The sequence below is a fragment of the Actinokineospora globicatena genome, from assembly GCF_024171945.1.
Lineage (GTDB): Bacteria > Actinomycetota > Actinomycetes > Mycobacteriales > Pseudonocardiaceae > Actinokineospora > Actinokineospora globicatena.
Window position 1 is genome coordinate 187,133 of record NZ_JAMTCR010000002.1, and the last position, 15,823, is coordinate 202,955.

The following is a 15,823-nucleotide window of genomic DNA, read 5'->3' on the forward strand; positions in this document are numbered from 1 at the left end:
GCGGTCGACTAAAAGTCGACCTCCCGCCTGCGCGTCGACTCACCAGGCTCGCCGTACCTCAGGACGGCATGCCCGGAGTAGGAGGAATCACGGCGCAGTATCGGCTCGACGACGGCGAACAACTTGTCGGCATCGGCTCCGTACATGAAGAGGACCACTTTGCCGCCACCAAACTCATCCCCGTCGAACTCCCCAACACCAGCTGACTCGACCGCTTGCCGAATATCCTCCTCCAACGCACGAACCTTGCTCCTGTCATCATCCGTACCGAAATTCCCACCACTCAGCACAAGGGTGACAACACCGCATACTCACTCAACCCAATGCCCTTTCTCGAAACTTCAAGATCCACGAAACAACTCGGCCGATAGTCCCCTAATTGGGACTGGTCACCGACAAGGTTTATGCCGTCCGGAAATTGTCGGATGCGGACCACTCCCAGGCAATGCCTGCCAACCGGGAGATCCACAACAACGCGGGCGGCTCAGGTTCATCGAACAGGACGTGGAGCACTCCCCGGTCAACGCTCGACGTGATCCAGTCGACGATCTGGAATGATCCACAGTCGCGTAGAATACCCAAGAACTCGGCGAAGGTGTCGGCGACTCTGCGGGGGACCCGGTCCTCGTCGACATAGACCACCGCAGGTTCACCGCCCGGGCCGCACTCCCGATAGTCGAGCATGACCATGTCATGTCCACCAGAGGGCAGGTCGCAGATCACGATGCCTACGTTGGGGTACTCCCATTCTTCGATCATGTACTTGCTGCCGAATCGCGTGTCTATCCCGCGTTCGCCGCCGATGCCGACTAGCGATCGGATTTCGAAGTGATCCGGCGCCCAGGAGGTCGGAAAGGTGACAGGGCAGCACCGGCGCTTGAACAGTCCGCCGTTCGTCTGTCTGATCAACTCGACGTACGAACGTGGCAGGACATAGCCGAGTTCGGCTTCGGCTGCCAAGACCATCTCGTCATCCACAGGCGGACCTGTGCGAAAGTCCACACCCTCGAAATGGCTGTTCATTGAGCCTCTCCCACTGCCTGCGGCGCCTGCGCCAGCTCCCCAGGGATCCGCACGCTATCGGTTACGGGAGTAGGGCGCGGAGGGCGGGGAGTAGGGCGCGGTCGGCGGGGAGCCAGTTGACGGTGGGGAGGTCGGTGGCAGTTAGCCAACGGAGGGTTCGGTGTTCGCGGGGTTCGGGGGTGCCCGAGAGGACTTGGGCGGCGTAGACGCGGAGGACCAGGTTTTCGCGTAGGGGGATGTCGGGGCCTACGCGGGGGCCTACGGTGACGGTGATGCCTAGTTCTTCTTGGCACTCGCGGCGGACGGCCTCTTGCTCTGTCTCCCCAGGTTCTACGCGGCCGCCGGGGACTTCCCACATGCCGGCTTGCTCTGGGGGGAACGCGCGCTCTTGGGCCAAGAGGCCTTGGGGACCGATGATGGCGGTTCCCACTACGACGGAAGTCACGGCTGGCAATCTGTCACGTCAGAGTCGTAGTGCGCCAACTAACCAAGAAGCGCGCCCCACCTTCCGGCGACTCCGACACCCGCACGGTCCCCCCACGCCGACGGACCACCTCTGCCACTAGAGCCAATCCAAGCCCGGTACCCCCACTGCTGCGCGCGCGGTCGTCCTGCACCCGATAGAACCGGTCGAACACGCGCCGACGGTGCCCGGGAGGGATACCTGCGCCGTCGTCGTCGACCACGAGGCGTGTAACCGTCGTGCCCGCGATAACCGTGACCGTGATCAGTGAGCTGGCATGCCTAACAGCGTTGCGCAGCAGGTTGTCCAAGACCAGGTCCACCTCGCTGTGCGCCGCCCACACCCAGCACAACCCAGCCGGGGTGTGCACCACGACCTCGGGCCCGTCCTCAGACGAGCACCGAGTGGCGGCAGCGTGAGCGGCGGCAAATAGGTCTACCGGCTCTGCTGGCGGTACCTCTCCCGCGTCGGACCGGGCGAGCGTGAGGAGGCCGTCGACAAGAGACGACAGGCGCTCGGACTCGTGGACTACCTCAGTCAGCACCTCTTGCGACAGTTCTGGGTCTGGGTGCCGGACCGCGACCTCCGCCTGCACCCGGATCGACGCGACTGGGGACCTCAGCTCGTGCGCCGCGTCGCCGGTGAAGCGGCGCAATCGGTCAGCAGCCTCGTCGCGGCGGGCCAGCAGGTCGTTAAGCGCGCCAGCCAAATCGCGCAGCTCATCGTGCGACGGTGGCAGGGGCAAACGTTTGCCTGCACCTAGCCGGGTCGCCGCGGCGCGCATTCGTTGCACGGGCCGAAGCGCCGATCGCACCGCGAACCACGTGGCCAGAGCCCCAGCCGCGGCGACGATGATCGCGGCGACCAAGAGCCACTGGAGAGCGCTACCGTGCGCGGCCGCGTAACCGGGCAAGCCAGCACCGACGACCACCAGACGCTGCGACCCGTCCGGGCTGGTCGCGATAGTCCCCTGCCAGCGCGTAGGCGGGGTGTCCGACAGCCGCAAGACTGGCGTACCGGCCTTGAGGACCCTCACGTCAGCAGGTGAGAGCACCGGCGCCGGACGGTCATCCACCGGCGTCCCTGCGGTGTCGAGTACGTGCACGTTGATGTTCGGCGTACCGGACGAGGGCGCCTTACCTTCCGCGACCGCCGTAAGAGCAGCAGACAGCACTGGTGCGAGCTCGTCGTCGGTCGACTTGACCAGCAACGGGCCGATCATCCGGCTGGTCAGCAGCGCTAGCACTACCAGCACCGCGAGGGTGACGGCCGTGGCGACGGTCGTGACTCGGAAGCGCATAGAGCGGCGCCGCCACAGCAGGCCGATCACCGGGGCGGAGCCGCGGCCGGGTCTATGGCGGCGTCCAGCTCGGTCGTCGAGGCCAGGTAGCCGTGTCCGCGGACCGTGCGCACGATGCCGTCCGCACCCGCGGCGTCGAGCTTGCGCCGCAGGTAGCCGACATAGACCTCCACGGCGTTGCGCGTCGCGGCCTGCTCGTCGCCCCACACCGCGCGCAGCAGCTCGTCCTTGGTGACCACCGACCCTGCGCGCCCGGCCAGCGTGTCCAGCACCGCGAACTCCCGCGGGCTCAGCGACACCTGCACCCCGTCGAACCGCACCTGGCGAGTCCCCCGGTCGACCTCCAGCCTGCCCAGCCGCAGCGTCCGCCCGCTCCCCTCGTCCGACCCGCGCCGCAGCACGGCCCTGACCTGGGCGACCAGCACGACGAAGGAGAACGGCTTGACCAGGTACCCGTCGGCGCCGAGGTCGAGGCCGTCGGCCTGGTCGACCTCGCCGTCCTTGGCCGACACCAGCAGCACCGGGGTCCGCACGCCGTCGGCGCGCAGCCGCTCCAGCACCCGGTAGCCCGAGAGGCCGGGCAGCATGATGTCGAGCAGGATCACGTCGAACGCGCCGGTCAGCGCCACCCGCAGGGCACTGGGCCCGTCGGCGGCGACGACCACGTCCATGCCCTCGGCGGTCAACCCGCGTTGCAGGGCGCGCCGCACACCCAGCTCGTCGTCGACCACCAGCACCCGAGGCTTCACAGGTGCCATCATGGCGCTACCGACCCACCAGGGGCGCGGACTCTCAGCCGACTCTCAGCAGGCAGGCCGCTCTCAGCGCCATCTCAGCGGCCGTGGCGCAGTGTTCTCGGTGCGGGAACGACAACCCGAACAGGGGAGAGAGCAATGGACAGGAAGAGGACGGCGCTGACCGTCGCGGCGGCGGGGACGGCGGCGGGGGTCGCCGGGTTGGTGCTGATCGCCAGCCCGGCCGGGGCCAACGAGGCGCCGCCCGTGCTGCCGCCGGTGAGCGCGGAGGCGCTCGTGCAGTCGGTCATCGACGCCGACACCCCGGCGCTGGCCGGTGCGGTGGAGCTGCGCAACAACATCGGCCTGCCCATCCCGGGCCTGCCCGCGGGGTCGAGCGACGAGGAGCTGGCCCGGGTCTACACCGACGGCCAGGGCCGCGGCCGGATCGCGCTCAAGCAGGGCGGCGGTGAGCGGACCTTCGTCCAGGACGGCACCACGACCTGGCTGTGGAACTCCGCGGACAAGTCCGTCACCAAGTACACCAGCGAGGGCAAGGACGACGCCGAGGAGAAGCTGGCCGACCCGGCGACCGCGGCCCGCGACCTGGTCGAGCTGATCAAGAAGGACAGCACGGTCACCGTCGACGGGACCGCGCGGGTGGCCGACCGGGCCGCCTACCAGCTGGTGCTGACCCCGAAGCCGACCGAGCGGACACTGCTGCGCGAGGTCCGGATCGCCATCGACGCGCAGACCAGGGTGCCGCTGCGGCTGGAGGTGCTGGCCAACGGCCAGTCCGACCCGGCGCTGCGGATCGGGTTCACCGAGTTCAGCACCGGCGCGCAGGACCCGGCGCTGTTCACCTTCACCCCGCCGCCCGGCGCGAAGGTGATCGAGGGCAAGAAGGACGACACGAACAAGGAAGAGCACGAGGAGCTGTTCAGGTCGGCCGACCTGAAGGTCGTCGGCGAGGGCTGGGACGTGGTCGCGACCGGTCGGGTGCCCGCGGCGCTGCTGTCGGCGCAGATCCCGCAGTCCGGTGAGCGCGGCGGTCCGCTGGACGCCACCAGCATCCTCAAGAAGCTGGGCAAGGAGGTCTCCGGGTCCTTCGGCACCGGGTACGTGATCTCGACCAAGGTCGGCACCGCGCTGGTGACCACCGACGGCCGGGTCGCGGTCGGTGCCGTGCCGCAGCAGGTCCTCGTCGACGCCCTCGGGCAGAAGTGAGCGGCTTGACCGAGCAGGGGGCGGCCGCGGTGACCACCGCGGCCGCCCGCACCAAGGGCCTGCGCAAGGTCTACCGGGGAACGGTCGCCGTGGACAACGTCGACCTGGAAGTCCCGACCGGCGCGGTGCTGGGGATGCTCGGCCCCAACGGATCAGGCAAGACGACGACCATCCGGATGCTGCTCGGCCTGGTGACGCCCACTGCCGGTGAGGTGGAACTGCTCGGTCAGCGGATGCCGGACGGGGCGGCGTTGGCGCTACCTGAGGTGGGAGCGCTAGTGGAGGGGCCCGGGTTCTATCCCTTCCTCTCCGGCCGCGAGAACCTGCTGCGATTCGCGGCAGCGGAACCGTTGCTCGCTAGTGCAGACATCCCCAACGCCGTGGGGACGGCGCTGGAGCGGGTAGGGCTAACGGGGGCGGCAGGACGGCGGTTCCGGGGGTACTCGCTGGGCATGAAGCAGCGGCTCGGGTTGGCAGCGGCGCTTCTAGTACCGCGCAAGTTCGTAGTGCTGGACGAGCCGACCAACGGTCTAGACCCGGCCGGCACCCGTGAGATCCGCACGATCATCGCGGACCTGCACGCCGCGGGGACGACGGTGCTGGTGTCGTCGCACCTGCTGACAGAGGTAGAGGCCACCTGCACGCACGTGGCGGTCTTGAACCAGGGGACGGTGGTGGCGCAGGGGGAACTGTCGACACTGCTGGAAGCCGGTAGCGCCAACCTGTTGGTGAGCACGCCGGAGGTCACGCTGGCTGTGGACGCACTACGCGAACAGCGAGTGCCCGCGCGGCCAGTGCCGGAGGGGGTCCGGGTAGACCTAACTGCCACGACGGCGCCTGCCGTGGTGGAGGTACTGGTGCGGGCGGGGGTACCGGTGCATGAGGTCCGACGGCAGCGGACAGGGCTAGAGGATCTGTTCGCGCGGTTGACGGAAGACACGGCTACCGCTGAGTTGGCCGAGCTAGACCCGTTGGTGACGGAGGAAGCGCGATGAGGGCGCGGCTTGGGTTCGACTTGAGCACGGGGGGTGTCCGATGACCACGATGACTGTGCGCCGGGCGCCGATCACGCGGGTCCTGCGGTCCGAGCTGCGGATGGTCCTGCGCAGGCCGCGGACGCTGGTGGGGCTGGGGCTGCTCGGGCTGGTGCCGGTGGTGATGGGCATCGGCATCGCGATCGCGGCGGCGTCGGGGGAGACGGGGGAGGGCGCCGAGGGGATGGCCGCGCTGGTGATGGGCAACGGGATGCTGTTGCCGATCTTCGCGCTGTCCATCGCGGTCGCCATGCTGCTGCCGCTGACCGGGGCGATGCTGGCCGCCGACGCGCTGGCCGGGGAGTCGTCGCACGGGACGCTGCGCGGGATGCTGATGGCCCCGGTGAGCCGGGGTCGCCTGCTGGCGGTGAAGGCGTTCGGGGTGGCGTCGGTGACGCTGCTGGCCGTGGTCCTGATGGCGGTCACCGGCATGATCGCGGGCGTCGCACTGCTCGGCGGCGACGGGATGCTGACCGCGTCGGGGACGTCCCTGCCGTTCGCGGACGCACTCGGCCGGGTACTCATCACGGTGGTCTATGTGACGCTGCAGGTATGGGCGTTGTCGGCTCTAGCGCTGGCCGTGTCCGCTTATACCGAGCACCCGCTGATCGTGGTGGTGGTGACGCTGGGAGTCGTGATCGTGTCGGGCGTGCTGAGCGCGATCCCGGCCCTGGACTGGATCGACCCGGTCCTGATCACCACCAGCTGGGAAGCGGTCGGCGAGGTCATCAGCGACCCGATCTCGTGGAGCCCCTTGGTCGAAGGCGCACTACGCGCCGCCTGCTACATGCTGATCGGTGGCTCTATCGCTTACAGCCGCATGCTCACGCGCGACGGCTGACGCGCTTTGGGGGTAGGAACGGCGACGCTCAGATCTTTGGGCGTCGCCGTTGCTGTCTGTTGTGGATCTTGTCGCCGGGTGTTGCCGGGTGTTGCCGGGCGACTTTTCGTTGGCGGCGATGGGTTGTGTCGCGTGGACGGCGTGAGCTGGGGATCTGGTGATGAGACCTGGTTGAAGTTCATTCTGCTGGGGGACAGGAGTTATCCACATGTGGATCTCTGCGGGGGTCGGTTCAAGATCGAATGTCGGGGGGTCCTTGTAGACTGGACCAGGGCCGCCCCCCGGAGAGGGTGGGGGCTGGGCGGGGGAGGGACCGCGCGCGGGCGCGAAGCGGGCGTTGCGGGGTGGGGGGTGTTGCGAGGCCGGGTGGGCGTTGCGGGGTAGGGACGTTTGCCGGGCGGGGGGGCGTTGCGTGGCCCGGGGGCGCTTCTGCAAAGGGGTTACCTCAGCAGCGGGGGCACTGCGGCGGCGGAAACGCCTCTTGCGCGTAGGAGCTCCGACGCGCGGGGCTGTGATGGGACGAGGAATGCGGCCTAGAGGACGTCGTGGGCTCGTGGGGTTTTCGGGGTTGGGGTGATGATGGCTAGGCCGTCGGGGGCTAGGGAGAGGGTGGTGGGGGTGCCGGGGGTTGGGGGGGTTGTGATGCTGGTGATGGCGTCCACTTGGCCTGCGGATGTGGTGACCGTGAGGCGGATGTGGTCGCGGCGGTGGACGGCCGTGAGGATGGTTGCGGGGGTGGGGCCGGGGCCAGCGTGGAGGGCTGTGGGGCGGAGGCCCAGGCGGACAGGGCCGTCGGGGGCGGTGAGGGGAGCGGGGCCGAAGGGGGTCTGGATGGTGCCGTTCAGGGCGGTGCCATCCATAAAGGTGGTGCAGCCCAGGAAACGGGCAGTGTCCTCGTCCGTCGGATAGCGCCAAACCTGTTCAGGGGTACCGGTCTGGACGATCCGACCAGCGCGCATCACGGCCACGCGACTGGCCAGGGTGAAGGCTTCGTCGTGGTCGTGGGTGACGACCAGTGCCGTCGTACCGGAGTCGCGCAGGAGTCGGGAAAGGTCGATGGCCAGCTGCTCCCGGAGCGATCTGTCCAAAGCAGACAATGGCTCATCCAGCAGCAGCAACCGAGGCCGGGGAGCCAAAGCGCGAGCCAAGGCGACGCGTTGTTGTTCGCCGCCTGAAAGTTCCGTCACCCGCCGCGGGCCGAAACCCTCAAGGCCGACCAGCTCCAGCAGCTCATCCACCCGACCTTCGACGCGCCGCTCCCCCGCCATGCGCAGCCCGAAGGCGACGTTCCCGGCGACCGTCCGGTGCGGGAACAGTTGCCCATCCTGGAAAACCAGCCCGAAACCACGGCGGTGCACCGGAACGCCACTCAGATCGACCCCGTCCCACGAGATCACCCCGTCCGCCGGTTCCAGGCCCGCGACCGCGCGCAGCAGCGTCGACTTACCGCAGCCGGACGGCCCCAGCAGCGCCAGCACCTCACCGTCGGCGATCTCCATGTCCACAGAGGACACAGCAGGCACCCTGCCGTACCGCACGGTCACGCCCTCAACGCGGAGCATCGGACTTCCCTCCATACTGGGTGGCGTGCTGACCTTGCTGCTCCCCGGCCACGGCTACACCGCGACCATGCCCCTGCTGGACTACCTCCGCGAGGCGACCACCCGCCGGGGCGCTGACGTCATGCCGGTGACCTGGCCCGACGGGTTCACGCCGGAACGAGTCCCCGCGCACGTGGCCGCCATCCTCGACGGCCTTGCCGAGCCGCCCTTGGTGATCGCGAAGTCGCTGGGGACGTTCAGCGCCGGGGTGGTCGCCGAGCGCGGGCTCACGGCGGTCTGGCTGACGCCTGTGCTGACCGACGCCGCCGTGGTCGCCGGGATCAGGGCCAACCCGGCGCCCGCGTTGCTGGTGGGTGGCACGGCGGACCGGTTCTGGGACGGCGAGCTGGCGAGGAGCCTGTCCCCGCACGTGCTGGAGGTCGACGGCGCCGACCACTCGATGCTGGTGCCCGGCCCGATGGCCCGCTCGGCAGCCGTGCTCGGCCAGGTCTGCACGGCGGTCGAGGAGTTCTTGGACGGGCACTAGAACTCCCCGACCGAGCCGACGCGCAGCCGGTCGACGGTGATCACGATGGCCACCGTGACCAGCATCAACAGCGTGCAGGATGCGTACGCCAGCTGGTTGTTCAGCTCACCCGGCCTGGCCACGAGCCGCCCGATGACCACCGGCAGCGTCGCCGACTCTGGTCGCGCCAGGAAGCTGGTCGCGCCGAACTCCCCCAGGGCGACGGCGTAGGCGAAGGCGGTCGCGGCGAGGAACGACCGGGCGGCCAGCGGGATGTCGACCTCGCGCCAGACCTGCCACGGCGCGGCGCCCAGGGTGGCGGCGGCCTGGCGGAGGCGGTCGTCGATCGACCGCAGCACCGGCAGCAGGGTGCGGATGACCAGCGGCGTCACCACCAGCGCCTGCGCGAGCGGGACCAGCAACGGGGACGTGCGCAGGTCGCCGGGCAGCGCGTCCAGGGTGATCAGGTACCCGAAGCCGACCGTCACGGCGGACACGCCCAGCGGCAGCATCATCGCGGTGTCGATGGTCTCGATGAGGCTCGGCCGGGCCCTGGTGCGACCCAACGTCACCAGTGCGACGCAGGTCAGCACGCCGAGCACCAGTGCGAGCCAGGTCGCATCGGTGGCGGCGCGCAGCGAGTTGAGCACCGCTTCCCAGCCCGTGACCTGCAACGACCCGCGAAAGCCGGTGCCGCCGATCGCACGGTAGCCGTCCAGGCCCGACTCGAACGACTTCGCGACCAGCGACACGATCGGCACCATCAACGCCACAACGACGCCCCATGCCGCCGCAACGATGCCCCACTCGCCCCCCACCGGACGCCGCGCGGTGTCGGCCCGGCCCCGCAGTCGCAACGCCGTCGACCGGCGGCGCAAAATTGCCCCGATCACCAGTACCGCAACAACCGAGGCCAGCTGCAACATCGACAACGCCGCCGCACCGGTGAGGTCGAACAGCTGCACGGTGCGCAGGTAGATCTCAGTCTCCAGCGTCGCGTACTCCCCGCCCCCGAGCAGCAGGACGACACCGAAGCTGGTGGCGCAGAACAAGAACACGACCGCGGCCGACGACGAGATCGCGGGCCGCAACACCGGCAGCGTCACCGAGAAGAACGTCCGCCACCGCGAAGCCCCGAGCGACCGCGCCGCGTCCTCCGCCCGTCTGTCCACATGCGACCACAACGCCGCCACCGTGCGCGCGACGACGGCCACGTTGAAGAACGCGTTCGCCAGGATGATCGCCAGCGGCCCGCCGTCACCGAACAGCGACCGGAACGCGAGGCCAACGACCACCGTCGGCAGCACGAACGGCACCATCACCGCAGCGCGAACGAACCCGTTTCCCCACAACGACGTCCGCGCCAGCAAGAACGCCACCGGCAACCCGGTCAGCACCGCGACAGCGGTAGCGGCCGCCGCCTGGCCGAGGGTGAAGCCGACGATGGACCAGGTGTCCGGACTGGACAAGACCGCGCCGACGCCGGGGCCCAGGCCGAGGCGGACGATCGCCACCACCGGCCACAGGAAGAAGACAGCGAGGAACCCCAGCGGCAGCGCGGCCGTGGCCAGCGCGCCGGTCAGGCCCGGACGGCCGTGCGCCACTGCTCGATCCACCGCTCCCGGTTCGCCTGGATGTCGTCGGCGGGCAGCGTCGACGGCGCCTCCGGCCGGGGCGAGGCCTGCTGCCAGGCCGTGGGCAGCTCGACGCCGTCGCGCACCGGGTAGACGTACATGGCCTCCGGCACCAGCTTCTGGAACGTCTCGGAGATCAGGAAGTCGACCACCTTGCGGGCGTCGTCCGGGTTCTTCGCGCCGTTGAGCACACCGGCGTACTCCACCTGGCGGAAGCAGGTGTCGAGCAGCGCGGAGGTGCGGGGCTTGCCGTCGTCACCGATCTCGGCCGACGGGGACGACGCGTAGGACACGACCAGCGGCCGCGGCCCCTTGCCGGAGGACCCGGAGAACTCCTGGGTGTAGGCCTCCTCCCAGCCGCTGACGACCTTGACGCCGTTGTCCTTGAGGCGCTTCCAGTAGTTCGCCCAGTCCTTGGTGCCGTAGTGCGCCACGGTGGCCATCAGGAACGCGAGGCCGGGCGAGCTGGTCGCCGGGTCCTCCACGACCAGCAGGTCCTTGTAGCGCGGGTCGGCGAGGTCCTCGAAGGTCGCCGGGGTGGCCAGCTCGCGACCGGCCAGGGCGCCGAGGTCGACGTTGACGCACACGTCGCCGACGTCCACCGCCGTGAGCCTGCCCGAGTTGTCCACCGCGTACTTCTGCGGACCCTTGTCGGCGTCGGCGGGCTTGTACTCGGCGAAGACACCCTCCGTGAGCGCGCGTGCGGCGAACGTGGTGTCCACTCCGAACGCCGCGTCCCCGATCGGCGCGGCCTTGGTGAGCACGAGCTGGGCGGTCAGCGCGCCCGCGTCCCCGCTCTTGCGCACGTCGATCTTGATCCCGGTGTCGGCCTTGAACTTGTCCAGCACCGACTGCTCGACGGAGAACGAGTCGTGCGTGACGAGGACCACCGTGCGCTCGGCGTTGTCCTGGGTGCTGGTGGTGCACCCCGCGACCAGCGGGATGGTCATGGCGGCGGCCAGCAGGAGACTGCGTCTGCGCATGGGAGTCCTTCCTCGGGCGAGCGCGCCACGAGCACCTCCCTGCGCGGGCATGATCCCGATCAGGTGTGGACGGTCGAGGGCCGCGTGCCCTCCTCTCAGCCCGGCGTGCCGGACTCCCGTGGCGAGATGAGCGTACGCCTGCGGTTGGGGCCAGGATGGGGACCATGGCGCAACTGCTGAGCGACCCCGAGATCGGCAAGGCCCTGGGCAGGCTGCCCAAGTGGCGACTGGTGGAGGGCGGGCTGGTCCTGGTGGCCCAGTTCGCCGACTTCGCCCAGGCGATCCAGGCGGTGAACCGGGTGGCCGAGATCGCCGAGAACGACAACCACCACCCGGACATCGACATCCGGTGGAACAAGGTCACCTTCCGCTGCTCCACGCACTCCGCGGGCGGGGTGACCGCGCTGGACACCAGCCTGGCCACGGAGATCGACGGCATCGTCTCCGCCATCGGCTGACCGAGGGGGCGGCGCCCACCAGCGCCGCCTCCCCCGCCGTCACCCCCGGAACGGGCCGGTGACCTGGTAGGTGATGCCGCCGTGGATCGTGCCCGCGGTGCCGAGGAGCGCTGGGCCTGGGGCCAAGCGACCACCTGTGACAGAGAGTGGCCGCTGACCTGCGGGAGCGGGGCGATCACACCCGCCAGGGTGACCACGTCGACCCCCATGACAGCGTCGGCCACCGGGACGGACAGGTCCCCGCCCACCACCCCGCGGCGCCTTTGGCCACGGTGGTCGTCGACGCGCCCGCGTCGGGGCCCTCATGCGGTGGCGAACCAGCAGGTGCCCGCCGCGACGCCCCGGTCCACCGGGTTCACCACACGACCGCGCCGGACCACAGCACTCTGTCCCCGCGCTGTTGGACACTTGAGTCCGCTGCGGGGTCTACAGCTGTGAAAATCAGATCGCGGTATCCATTTCCCGGTCACCTTGGATTGGCCGAAAATAGCGAGATACCTGGTTCGGGTGACGATCTCGCGAATACCACGGGGTGGATGAGCACGGACGTTGTAACGATCCCCCGGGGTGCGGTGACTACCTGGGTAGGTGATCCGGAATGTGCTGGCGTTGTCAGGGAATCGTCGTCGACCATTTCCTGTTCGAGAACCGGGGGGACCGCGATGGGTCCGGGGACGACGTGCCCGGTGTGCCTGCTCGCCGACCCGGTCGGTGCGCACTGCCCCGAGTGCGGGTGGGTGCTGTCGGCGGGGCCGTGGGCGGGCGTCCCCTCACCAGCGCGGGCGGAGTCCTACGCCACGGCGTTCGCGCGGGCTTGCCGCAGGTGGGACCTGGCGGTGGCGGCGCGGGCCGCGGGGTACCCGGGGGCAGGTGAGCCGGACCGGCTGGACCGGTTGCTGGCCTTTGTGCGCGGTCCTCGTCCAGAGCGTGGCGATGTGGTCGCTGCCGTCGAAGCCTTGACGGTCGAGGGTGTTGAGGCGATCGACGAGGTGATCACGCCAGCGCTGCTGTCGGGCGCCACGGTCGTGGACATCCATCCGGCGGGGGTGACCCTTGTGCGACTTGGAGTCGACGACCTAGGGCGACCACGAGTGTCCACACCGGAGTTTCTTGACTGGCACTCGCTCGGGCTCTCAGCGGATGAGGACAGCGCGCGGTTCGACTTGGCGGGTGGGACGAGCGTGGTCACGTTGCCGGAATGGCCTGAGGACGCCGTGGTGCTGAACCGGCTCGCGGGGTGGCCCGGGATCGATGTGCCGGGCGCTCACCTCATCAGCGGCGATGAACCGGCGGTGGACGACGACCTGGTCTTGGCGCTGGCCGGTGGCGTACCGCAGCGGCACGGATGTGGGCTGATCCTCGTGGATGTGGCGGCGAACGGGCGCACGAGCGTGGTCGTTCACCCGTTGTTCCCGGCGGGGGCCACCGCGCTCGACAGCCCGGAGGCGGTGGTGCGGATCGCCGCGCCGCCGCAGGACGATCCACTGTTGCTCGCGGTCGTCGCTGGTCCGGCGGGTACGCCGCCGTGGCACCGCACGCTGATCCGCACCGCCATGGTCGAACTCGCACCGGACGAGCAGCACACTGTCCGATTCCGACTGACCGGGCCGGGCACCGTCGAGATCACGTCGCCGGACACGGAGGCTGTTGAGGTCGACTGCTTGGCAGACGTGGTCAAGCAGGTCCCGACGCGGTATCGGCGGCGGGACAGTGCAGCCGATCTGGCCGTTGCCGTCGAACTTGGTGGCGCCGCGTTCGCGAAGCGGCAGGAGTTGGCCTTGGCGCTGTTCGACTCGATCGAGCGTGGGCATCCGGCGCCGTCGTCGGTCCGGGTCGCGGTGCTGGCGTATTCAGACCACAAAGGACGTGCTCCGCAGCAGGTTCTGACCGTGCACGAGTTCAGCGGTCTCGTTGCGGCTAGGGGGTTTGTCGCCGGTTTGCATGCCGCCCCGCTGATTGGTTCTGTCGCGGCGCCGGTGGAGGACGCGTTGTGGGCGGCGGCGAGTCTGCCGTGGCGTTCGGTCGCGCGCACGTTGGTGCTGCTGGGAAGTCGTCCACCGCACTCCGCCGAACACGGTTGCCCCAACGGACACCGCTGGGACGACCTGGTGCGCAGGCTCGAACGCGACGAGGTGCACCGGGTCGTGGTGTGGGACCAGTTCGGCGACGAGCCGATCCCCGCGGTCTGGTCGGCGCTGAGCAGACCGCACACCCCGTTGCGCGCGGACTGGGTGGCCGCCGACCGGCTCGCCGCCGACGCCCGCGCGTTGGGCCGCACCGGCGCGGCCACCGCGCTGCCGTTCCCGCTCACCAGGCTCCCGCAGCAGGAGACCCGATGAACCGGGAGCGGGCGGTCGGGATCGACATGGGCACGGCACGGACGAAGATCGCAACGGCCGGGTCGGTGCACGAGTGCGCAAGCCCACCGCTGTCAGCCGGGTCGGCGACGGGGATCGCCGAGCACGTCGCCACTCGGACGGCCGCGCGCCAGTTGGCCGAGTTCCTCAGCGCGCTGTTCACAGACCTGGTGCCGGTGGTGCCGGAGAAGGCGAGTGTGGTGCTGGCGGTGCCGGACCGCTGGGCGGTTTTCAGTGCGGACAAGGTGATCCCGCCAGCGAGCAGCCGGACGGGCCGGGTGCTGTCCCGGGTGCTGATCGACTCGGTCGGGTTCGCCTCCGCGCGGTTGGTTCCGGGATTGCAGTGCGTCGCGGCGGCGCAGAGCAGGCCGGGGCGACAGGCCGGATCGTTGCTGGTGCTGGACGTTGGGGCGTCCACTGTGGATGCTGCGGTCTACGTCCTCGACGGGCCGACCACTCGGCTGATCGATGTCGCGCACGGGGACCTGACCAGTGCGGGGTGGCGCGACTCGCCGAGCGAGGTCGCCGCGGCGGCGGTTGGTCGGTTGTTGGCGCGGGTCGACGGCCCGCTGGTGCCGCACGCCGTCGTGACCGGGGGCAACGCGACGGCTGCAGTGCTGGAGGCGGTCCGGAGTGCGGCGGCCGGGCGGATCACATCGGTGCGGTGGGCGGATCCGACGGAGACAGCTCGGGGTGCACTGCTGATCGCCCGAAGAGAGTCGACGGCCCTGGCGGAGTACCCGCACAACGTTGGCGTTTCGGCACACCTGATCCGCGACGGTCTACTTGAGACTTTGGTACTGCCGCTTACCGCCTCTCCCATGCGGCTGACGGTCACGGATGATCACATGGGCCCGTTGCCGGTCGTGATCCAGCTCGACCGCTCGGGTTCGTGGCTTCCCGCCGGCCTGGCAGCTGATGTGGCACCGGGCGAGCATGAAATCGCCCTGCTGCCCCGAAATGGCACCCACGGCGCGATCCGGATCGGTTCTGAAGTCCACCGGATCGCGTTAGTCGCGAGCGCGGAGAGCTGATTCCACGTCCGCCCGGGTGAGACCGAAGTGGACGGAGTCGGTGAGCACGCCGAGGAGCAGGTGCTCCGGCCAGATCTTCTCGCCGCCGAGCCGCAGAGCCTCGCGGTGGCCCAGTTCCAGGGCCTTCTTGGCGGCGGCGGAGAACGGGATGGGGCCTTCGGTGGGTGACTCGCCGGTGCCGAGGTGGGACTTGGTGGTGGACTCGACGGCGGCCAGGTCCGGGACGAGCGCAGCGACATCGGGGTCCTGCAGGAGAGCCAGGAGCAGGTGACCGGGCTGGATCTCGGGCAGAGCGGTGGCGCGAGCCTGCTCCTGGGAGCGGATGACGACCTGGCGGGCGCCGTCGGTGTAGCGGGCGAAGATCCGGATGTCGGCCTCGCCGGTCGCGGGTTCGTTGGGCACGAACCGCTTCTGCGCGGCCTGCTTGGTGACGCCGAGGCTGTCGCCGATGGTGGTCCACGACGCGCCGGAGCGGCGGGCGCGGTCGACGAAGTGGCCGATCAGGTGGTCGGTCACCTCGTCGAGGTGGCGGCCGAGCAGCGCGGCCTCGCTGAGCCGCTCGAGCGGGTCGTCGGCGCGGGCCTCGATGGCGGCGATCAGGTCGTCGAGCCGGGGTGCGTTCATGTCGTCAACTCTAGGTTGACGTTATACCGATCGTCAACCTTCAG

General features: G+C 69.6%; 16 protein-coding genes and 1 riboswitch. Of the genes, 7 read left to right on the plus strand and 9 right to left on the minus strand.

Going from position 1 to position 15,823, the window contains the following annotated elements; genetic code table 11:
- Positions 1–8: 8 nt before the first annotated feature.
- From LV79_RS00910 to LV79_RS00930, 5 genes are all read right to left on the minus strand, one after another.
- Positions 9–236 carry a hypothetical protein gene (locus LV79_RS00910; protein ID WP_253831274.1) on the minus strand — a complete coding sequence of 76 codons (228 nt, stop codon included), beginning with the start codon at positions 234–236 and terminating at the stop codon, positions 9–11.
- Positions 237–402: 166 nt separating this feature from the next.
- Entirely contained in the window at positions 403–978 is a 576-nt protein-coding gene (locus LV79_RS00915; protein ID WP_253831275.1) for an SMI1/KNR4 family protein, read from the minus strand.
- Between the two features lie 106 nt (positions 979–1,084).
- Entirely contained in the window at positions 1,085–1,468 is a 384-nt protein-coding gene (locus LV79_RS00920) for a (deoxy)nucleoside triphosphate pyrophosphohydrolase (protein WP_253831276.1), read from the minus strand.
- Between the two features lie 13 nt (positions 1,469–1,481).
- Positions 1,482–2,786, minus strand: coding sequence for a sensor histidine kinase (locus LV79_RS00925; RefSeq protein ID WP_253831277.1), 1,305 nt, complete (start codon positions 2,784–2,786; stop codon positions 1,482–1,484).
- Between the two features lie 26 nt (positions 2,787–2,812).
- Complete coding sequence (locus LV79_RS00930) at positions 2,813–3,547, minus strand: response regulator transcription factor (RefSeq protein WP_253831278.1); 735 nt, start codon at positions 3,545–3,547, stop codon at positions 2,813–2,815.
- Positions 3,548–3,679: 132 nt separating this feature from the next.
- Between LV79_RS00930 and LV79_RS00935 the strand changes: the two genes are divergently transcribed.
- From LV79_RS00935 to LV79_RS00945, 3 genes are read left to right on the plus strand one after another with little or no spacing between them, the layout of a single operon-like run.
- The gene (locus tag LV79_RS00935) at positions 3,680–4,747 is read left to right on the plus strand and encodes a LolA family protein (RefSeq protein ID WP_253831279.1); all 1,068 of its coding nucleotides are present in this window, start codon (positions 3,680–3,682) and stop codon (positions 4,745–4,747) included.
- Between the two features lie 5 nt (positions 4,748–4,752).
- Entirely contained in the window at positions 4,753–5,742 is a 990-nt protein-coding gene (locus LV79_RS00940; protein ID WP_301320371.1) for an ABC transporter ATP-binding protein, read from the plus strand.
- Between the two features lie 40 nt (positions 5,743–5,782).
- Entirely contained in the window at positions 5,783–6,622 is an 840-nt protein-coding gene (locus LV79_RS00945) for an ABC transporter permease (RefSeq protein ID WP_253831281.1), read from the plus strand.
- Positions 6,623–7,155: 533 nt separating this feature from the next.
- Here LV79_RS00945 and LV79_RS00950 read toward each other — a convergent pair.
- Positions 7,156–8,184, minus strand: coding sequence for an ABC transporter ATP-binding protein (locus LV79_RS00950; RefSeq protein WP_253831282.1), 1,029 nt, complete (start codon positions 8,182–8,184; stop codon positions 7,156–7,158).
- Between the two features lie 25 nt (positions 8,185–8,209).
- On the opposite strand from LV79_RS00950, the gene LV79_RS00955 reads away from it, so the two are divergent.
- Positions 8,210–8,710, plus strand: a complete 501-nt coding sequence (locus LV79_RS00955; protein ID WP_253831283.1) for a hypothetical protein — start codon at positions 8,210–8,212, stop codon at positions 8,708–8,710.
- Here LV79_RS00955 and LV79_RS00960 read toward each other — a convergent pair.
- Positions 8,707–10,305 (minus strand): ABC transporter permease, encoded by a 1,599-nt coding sequence (locus LV79_RS00960; protein ID WP_253831284.1) that lies wholly within the window; start codon positions 10,303–10,305, stop codon positions 8,707–8,709. The two genes, LV79_RS00955 and LV79_RS00960, sit on opposite strands and share 4 nt — an antisense overlap.
- Entirely contained in the window at positions 10,269–11,306 is a 1,038-nt protein-coding gene (locus LV79_RS00965; RefSeq protein ID WP_253831285.1) for a thiamine ABC transporter substrate-binding protein, read from the minus strand. The genes LV79_RS00960 and LV79_RS00965 overlap by 37 nt, the downstream gene beginning before the upstream one ends.
- A 19-nt stretch (positions 11,307–11,325) precedes the next feature.
- Positions 11,326–11,436: riboswitch (TPP riboswitch) on the minus strand.
- 34 nt (positions 11,437–11,470) lie between these two features.
- Here LV79_RS00965 and LV79_RS00970 point away from each other — a divergent pair.
- The 3 genes from LV79_RS00970 (at position 11,471) to LV79_RS00980 (ending at position 15,155) form a co-directional block, all read left to right on the plus strand.
- The gene (locus LV79_RS00970) at positions 11,471–11,764 is read left to right on the plus strand and encodes a 4a-hydroxytetrahydrobiopterin dehydratase (RefSeq protein ID WP_253831286.1); all 294 of its coding nucleotides are present in this window, start codon (positions 11,471–11,473) and stop codon (positions 11,762–11,764) included.
- A gap of 662 nt (positions 11,765–12,426) precedes the next feature.
- Positions 12,427–14,103, plus strand: coding sequence for a hypothetical protein (locus tag LV79_RS00975; protein ID WP_253831287.1), 1,677 nt, complete (start codon positions 12,427–12,429; stop codon positions 14,101–14,103).
- Positions 14,100–15,155 (plus strand): hypothetical protein, encoded by a 1,056-nt coding sequence (locus tag LV79_RS00980; RefSeq protein WP_253831288.1) that lies wholly within the window; start codon positions 14,100–14,102, stop codon positions 15,153–15,155. The genes LV79_RS00975 and LV79_RS00980 overlap by 4 nt, the downstream gene beginning before the upstream one ends.
- Here LV79_RS00980 and LV79_RS00985 read toward each other — a convergent pair.
- Complete coding sequence (locus LV79_RS00985; protein ID WP_253831289.1) at positions 15,132–15,779, minus strand: Clp protease N-terminal domain-containing protein; 648 nt, start codon at positions 15,777–15,779, stop codon at positions 15,132–15,134. The genes LV79_RS00980 and LV79_RS00985 overlap by 24 nt on opposite strands.
- Between the last annotated feature and the right edge of the window lie 44 nt (positions 15,780–15,823).

Coding starts and splice junctions, on each gene's coding strand:
- LV79_RS00925 (WP_253831277.1), bottom strand. CDS start 2,786: ATGCGCTTCCGAGTCACGACCGTCGCCACGGCCGTCACCCTCGCGGTG.
- LV79_RS00930 (WP_253831278.1), bottom strand. CDS start 3,547: ATGATGGCACCTGTGAAGCCTCGGGTGCTGGTGGTCGACGACGAGCTG.
- LV79_RS00935 (WP_253831279.1), top strand. CDS start 3,680: ATGGACAGGAAGAGGACGGCGCTGACCGTCGCGGCGGCGGGGACGGCG.
- LV79_RS00945 (WP_253831281.1), top strand. CDS start 5,783: ATGACCACGATGACTGTGCGCCGGGCGCCGATCACGCGGGTCCTGCGG.
- LV79_RS00950 (WP_253831282.1), bottom strand. CDS start 8,184: ATGCTCCGCGTTGAGGGCGTGACCGTGCGGTACGGCAGGGTGCCTGCT.
- LV79_RS00965 (WP_253831285.1), bottom strand. CDS start 11,306: ATGCGCAGACGCAGTCTCCTGCTGGCCGCCGCCATGACCATCCCGCTG.
- LV79_RS00970 (WP_253831286.1), top strand. CDS start 11,471: ATGGCGCAACTGCTGAGCGACCCCGAGATCGGCAAGGCCCTGGGCAGG.
- LV79_RS00975 (WP_253831287.1), top strand. CDS start 12,427: ATGGGTCCGGGGACGACGTGCCCGGTGTGCCTGCTCGCCGACCCGGTC.
- LV79_RS00980 (WP_253831288.1), top strand. CDS start 14,100: ATGAACCGGGAGCGGGCGGTCGGGATCGACATGGGCACGGCACGGACG.
- LV79_RS00985 (WP_253831289.1), bottom strand. CDS start 15,779: ATGAACGCACCCCGGCTCGACGACCTGATCGCCGCCATCGAGGCCCGC.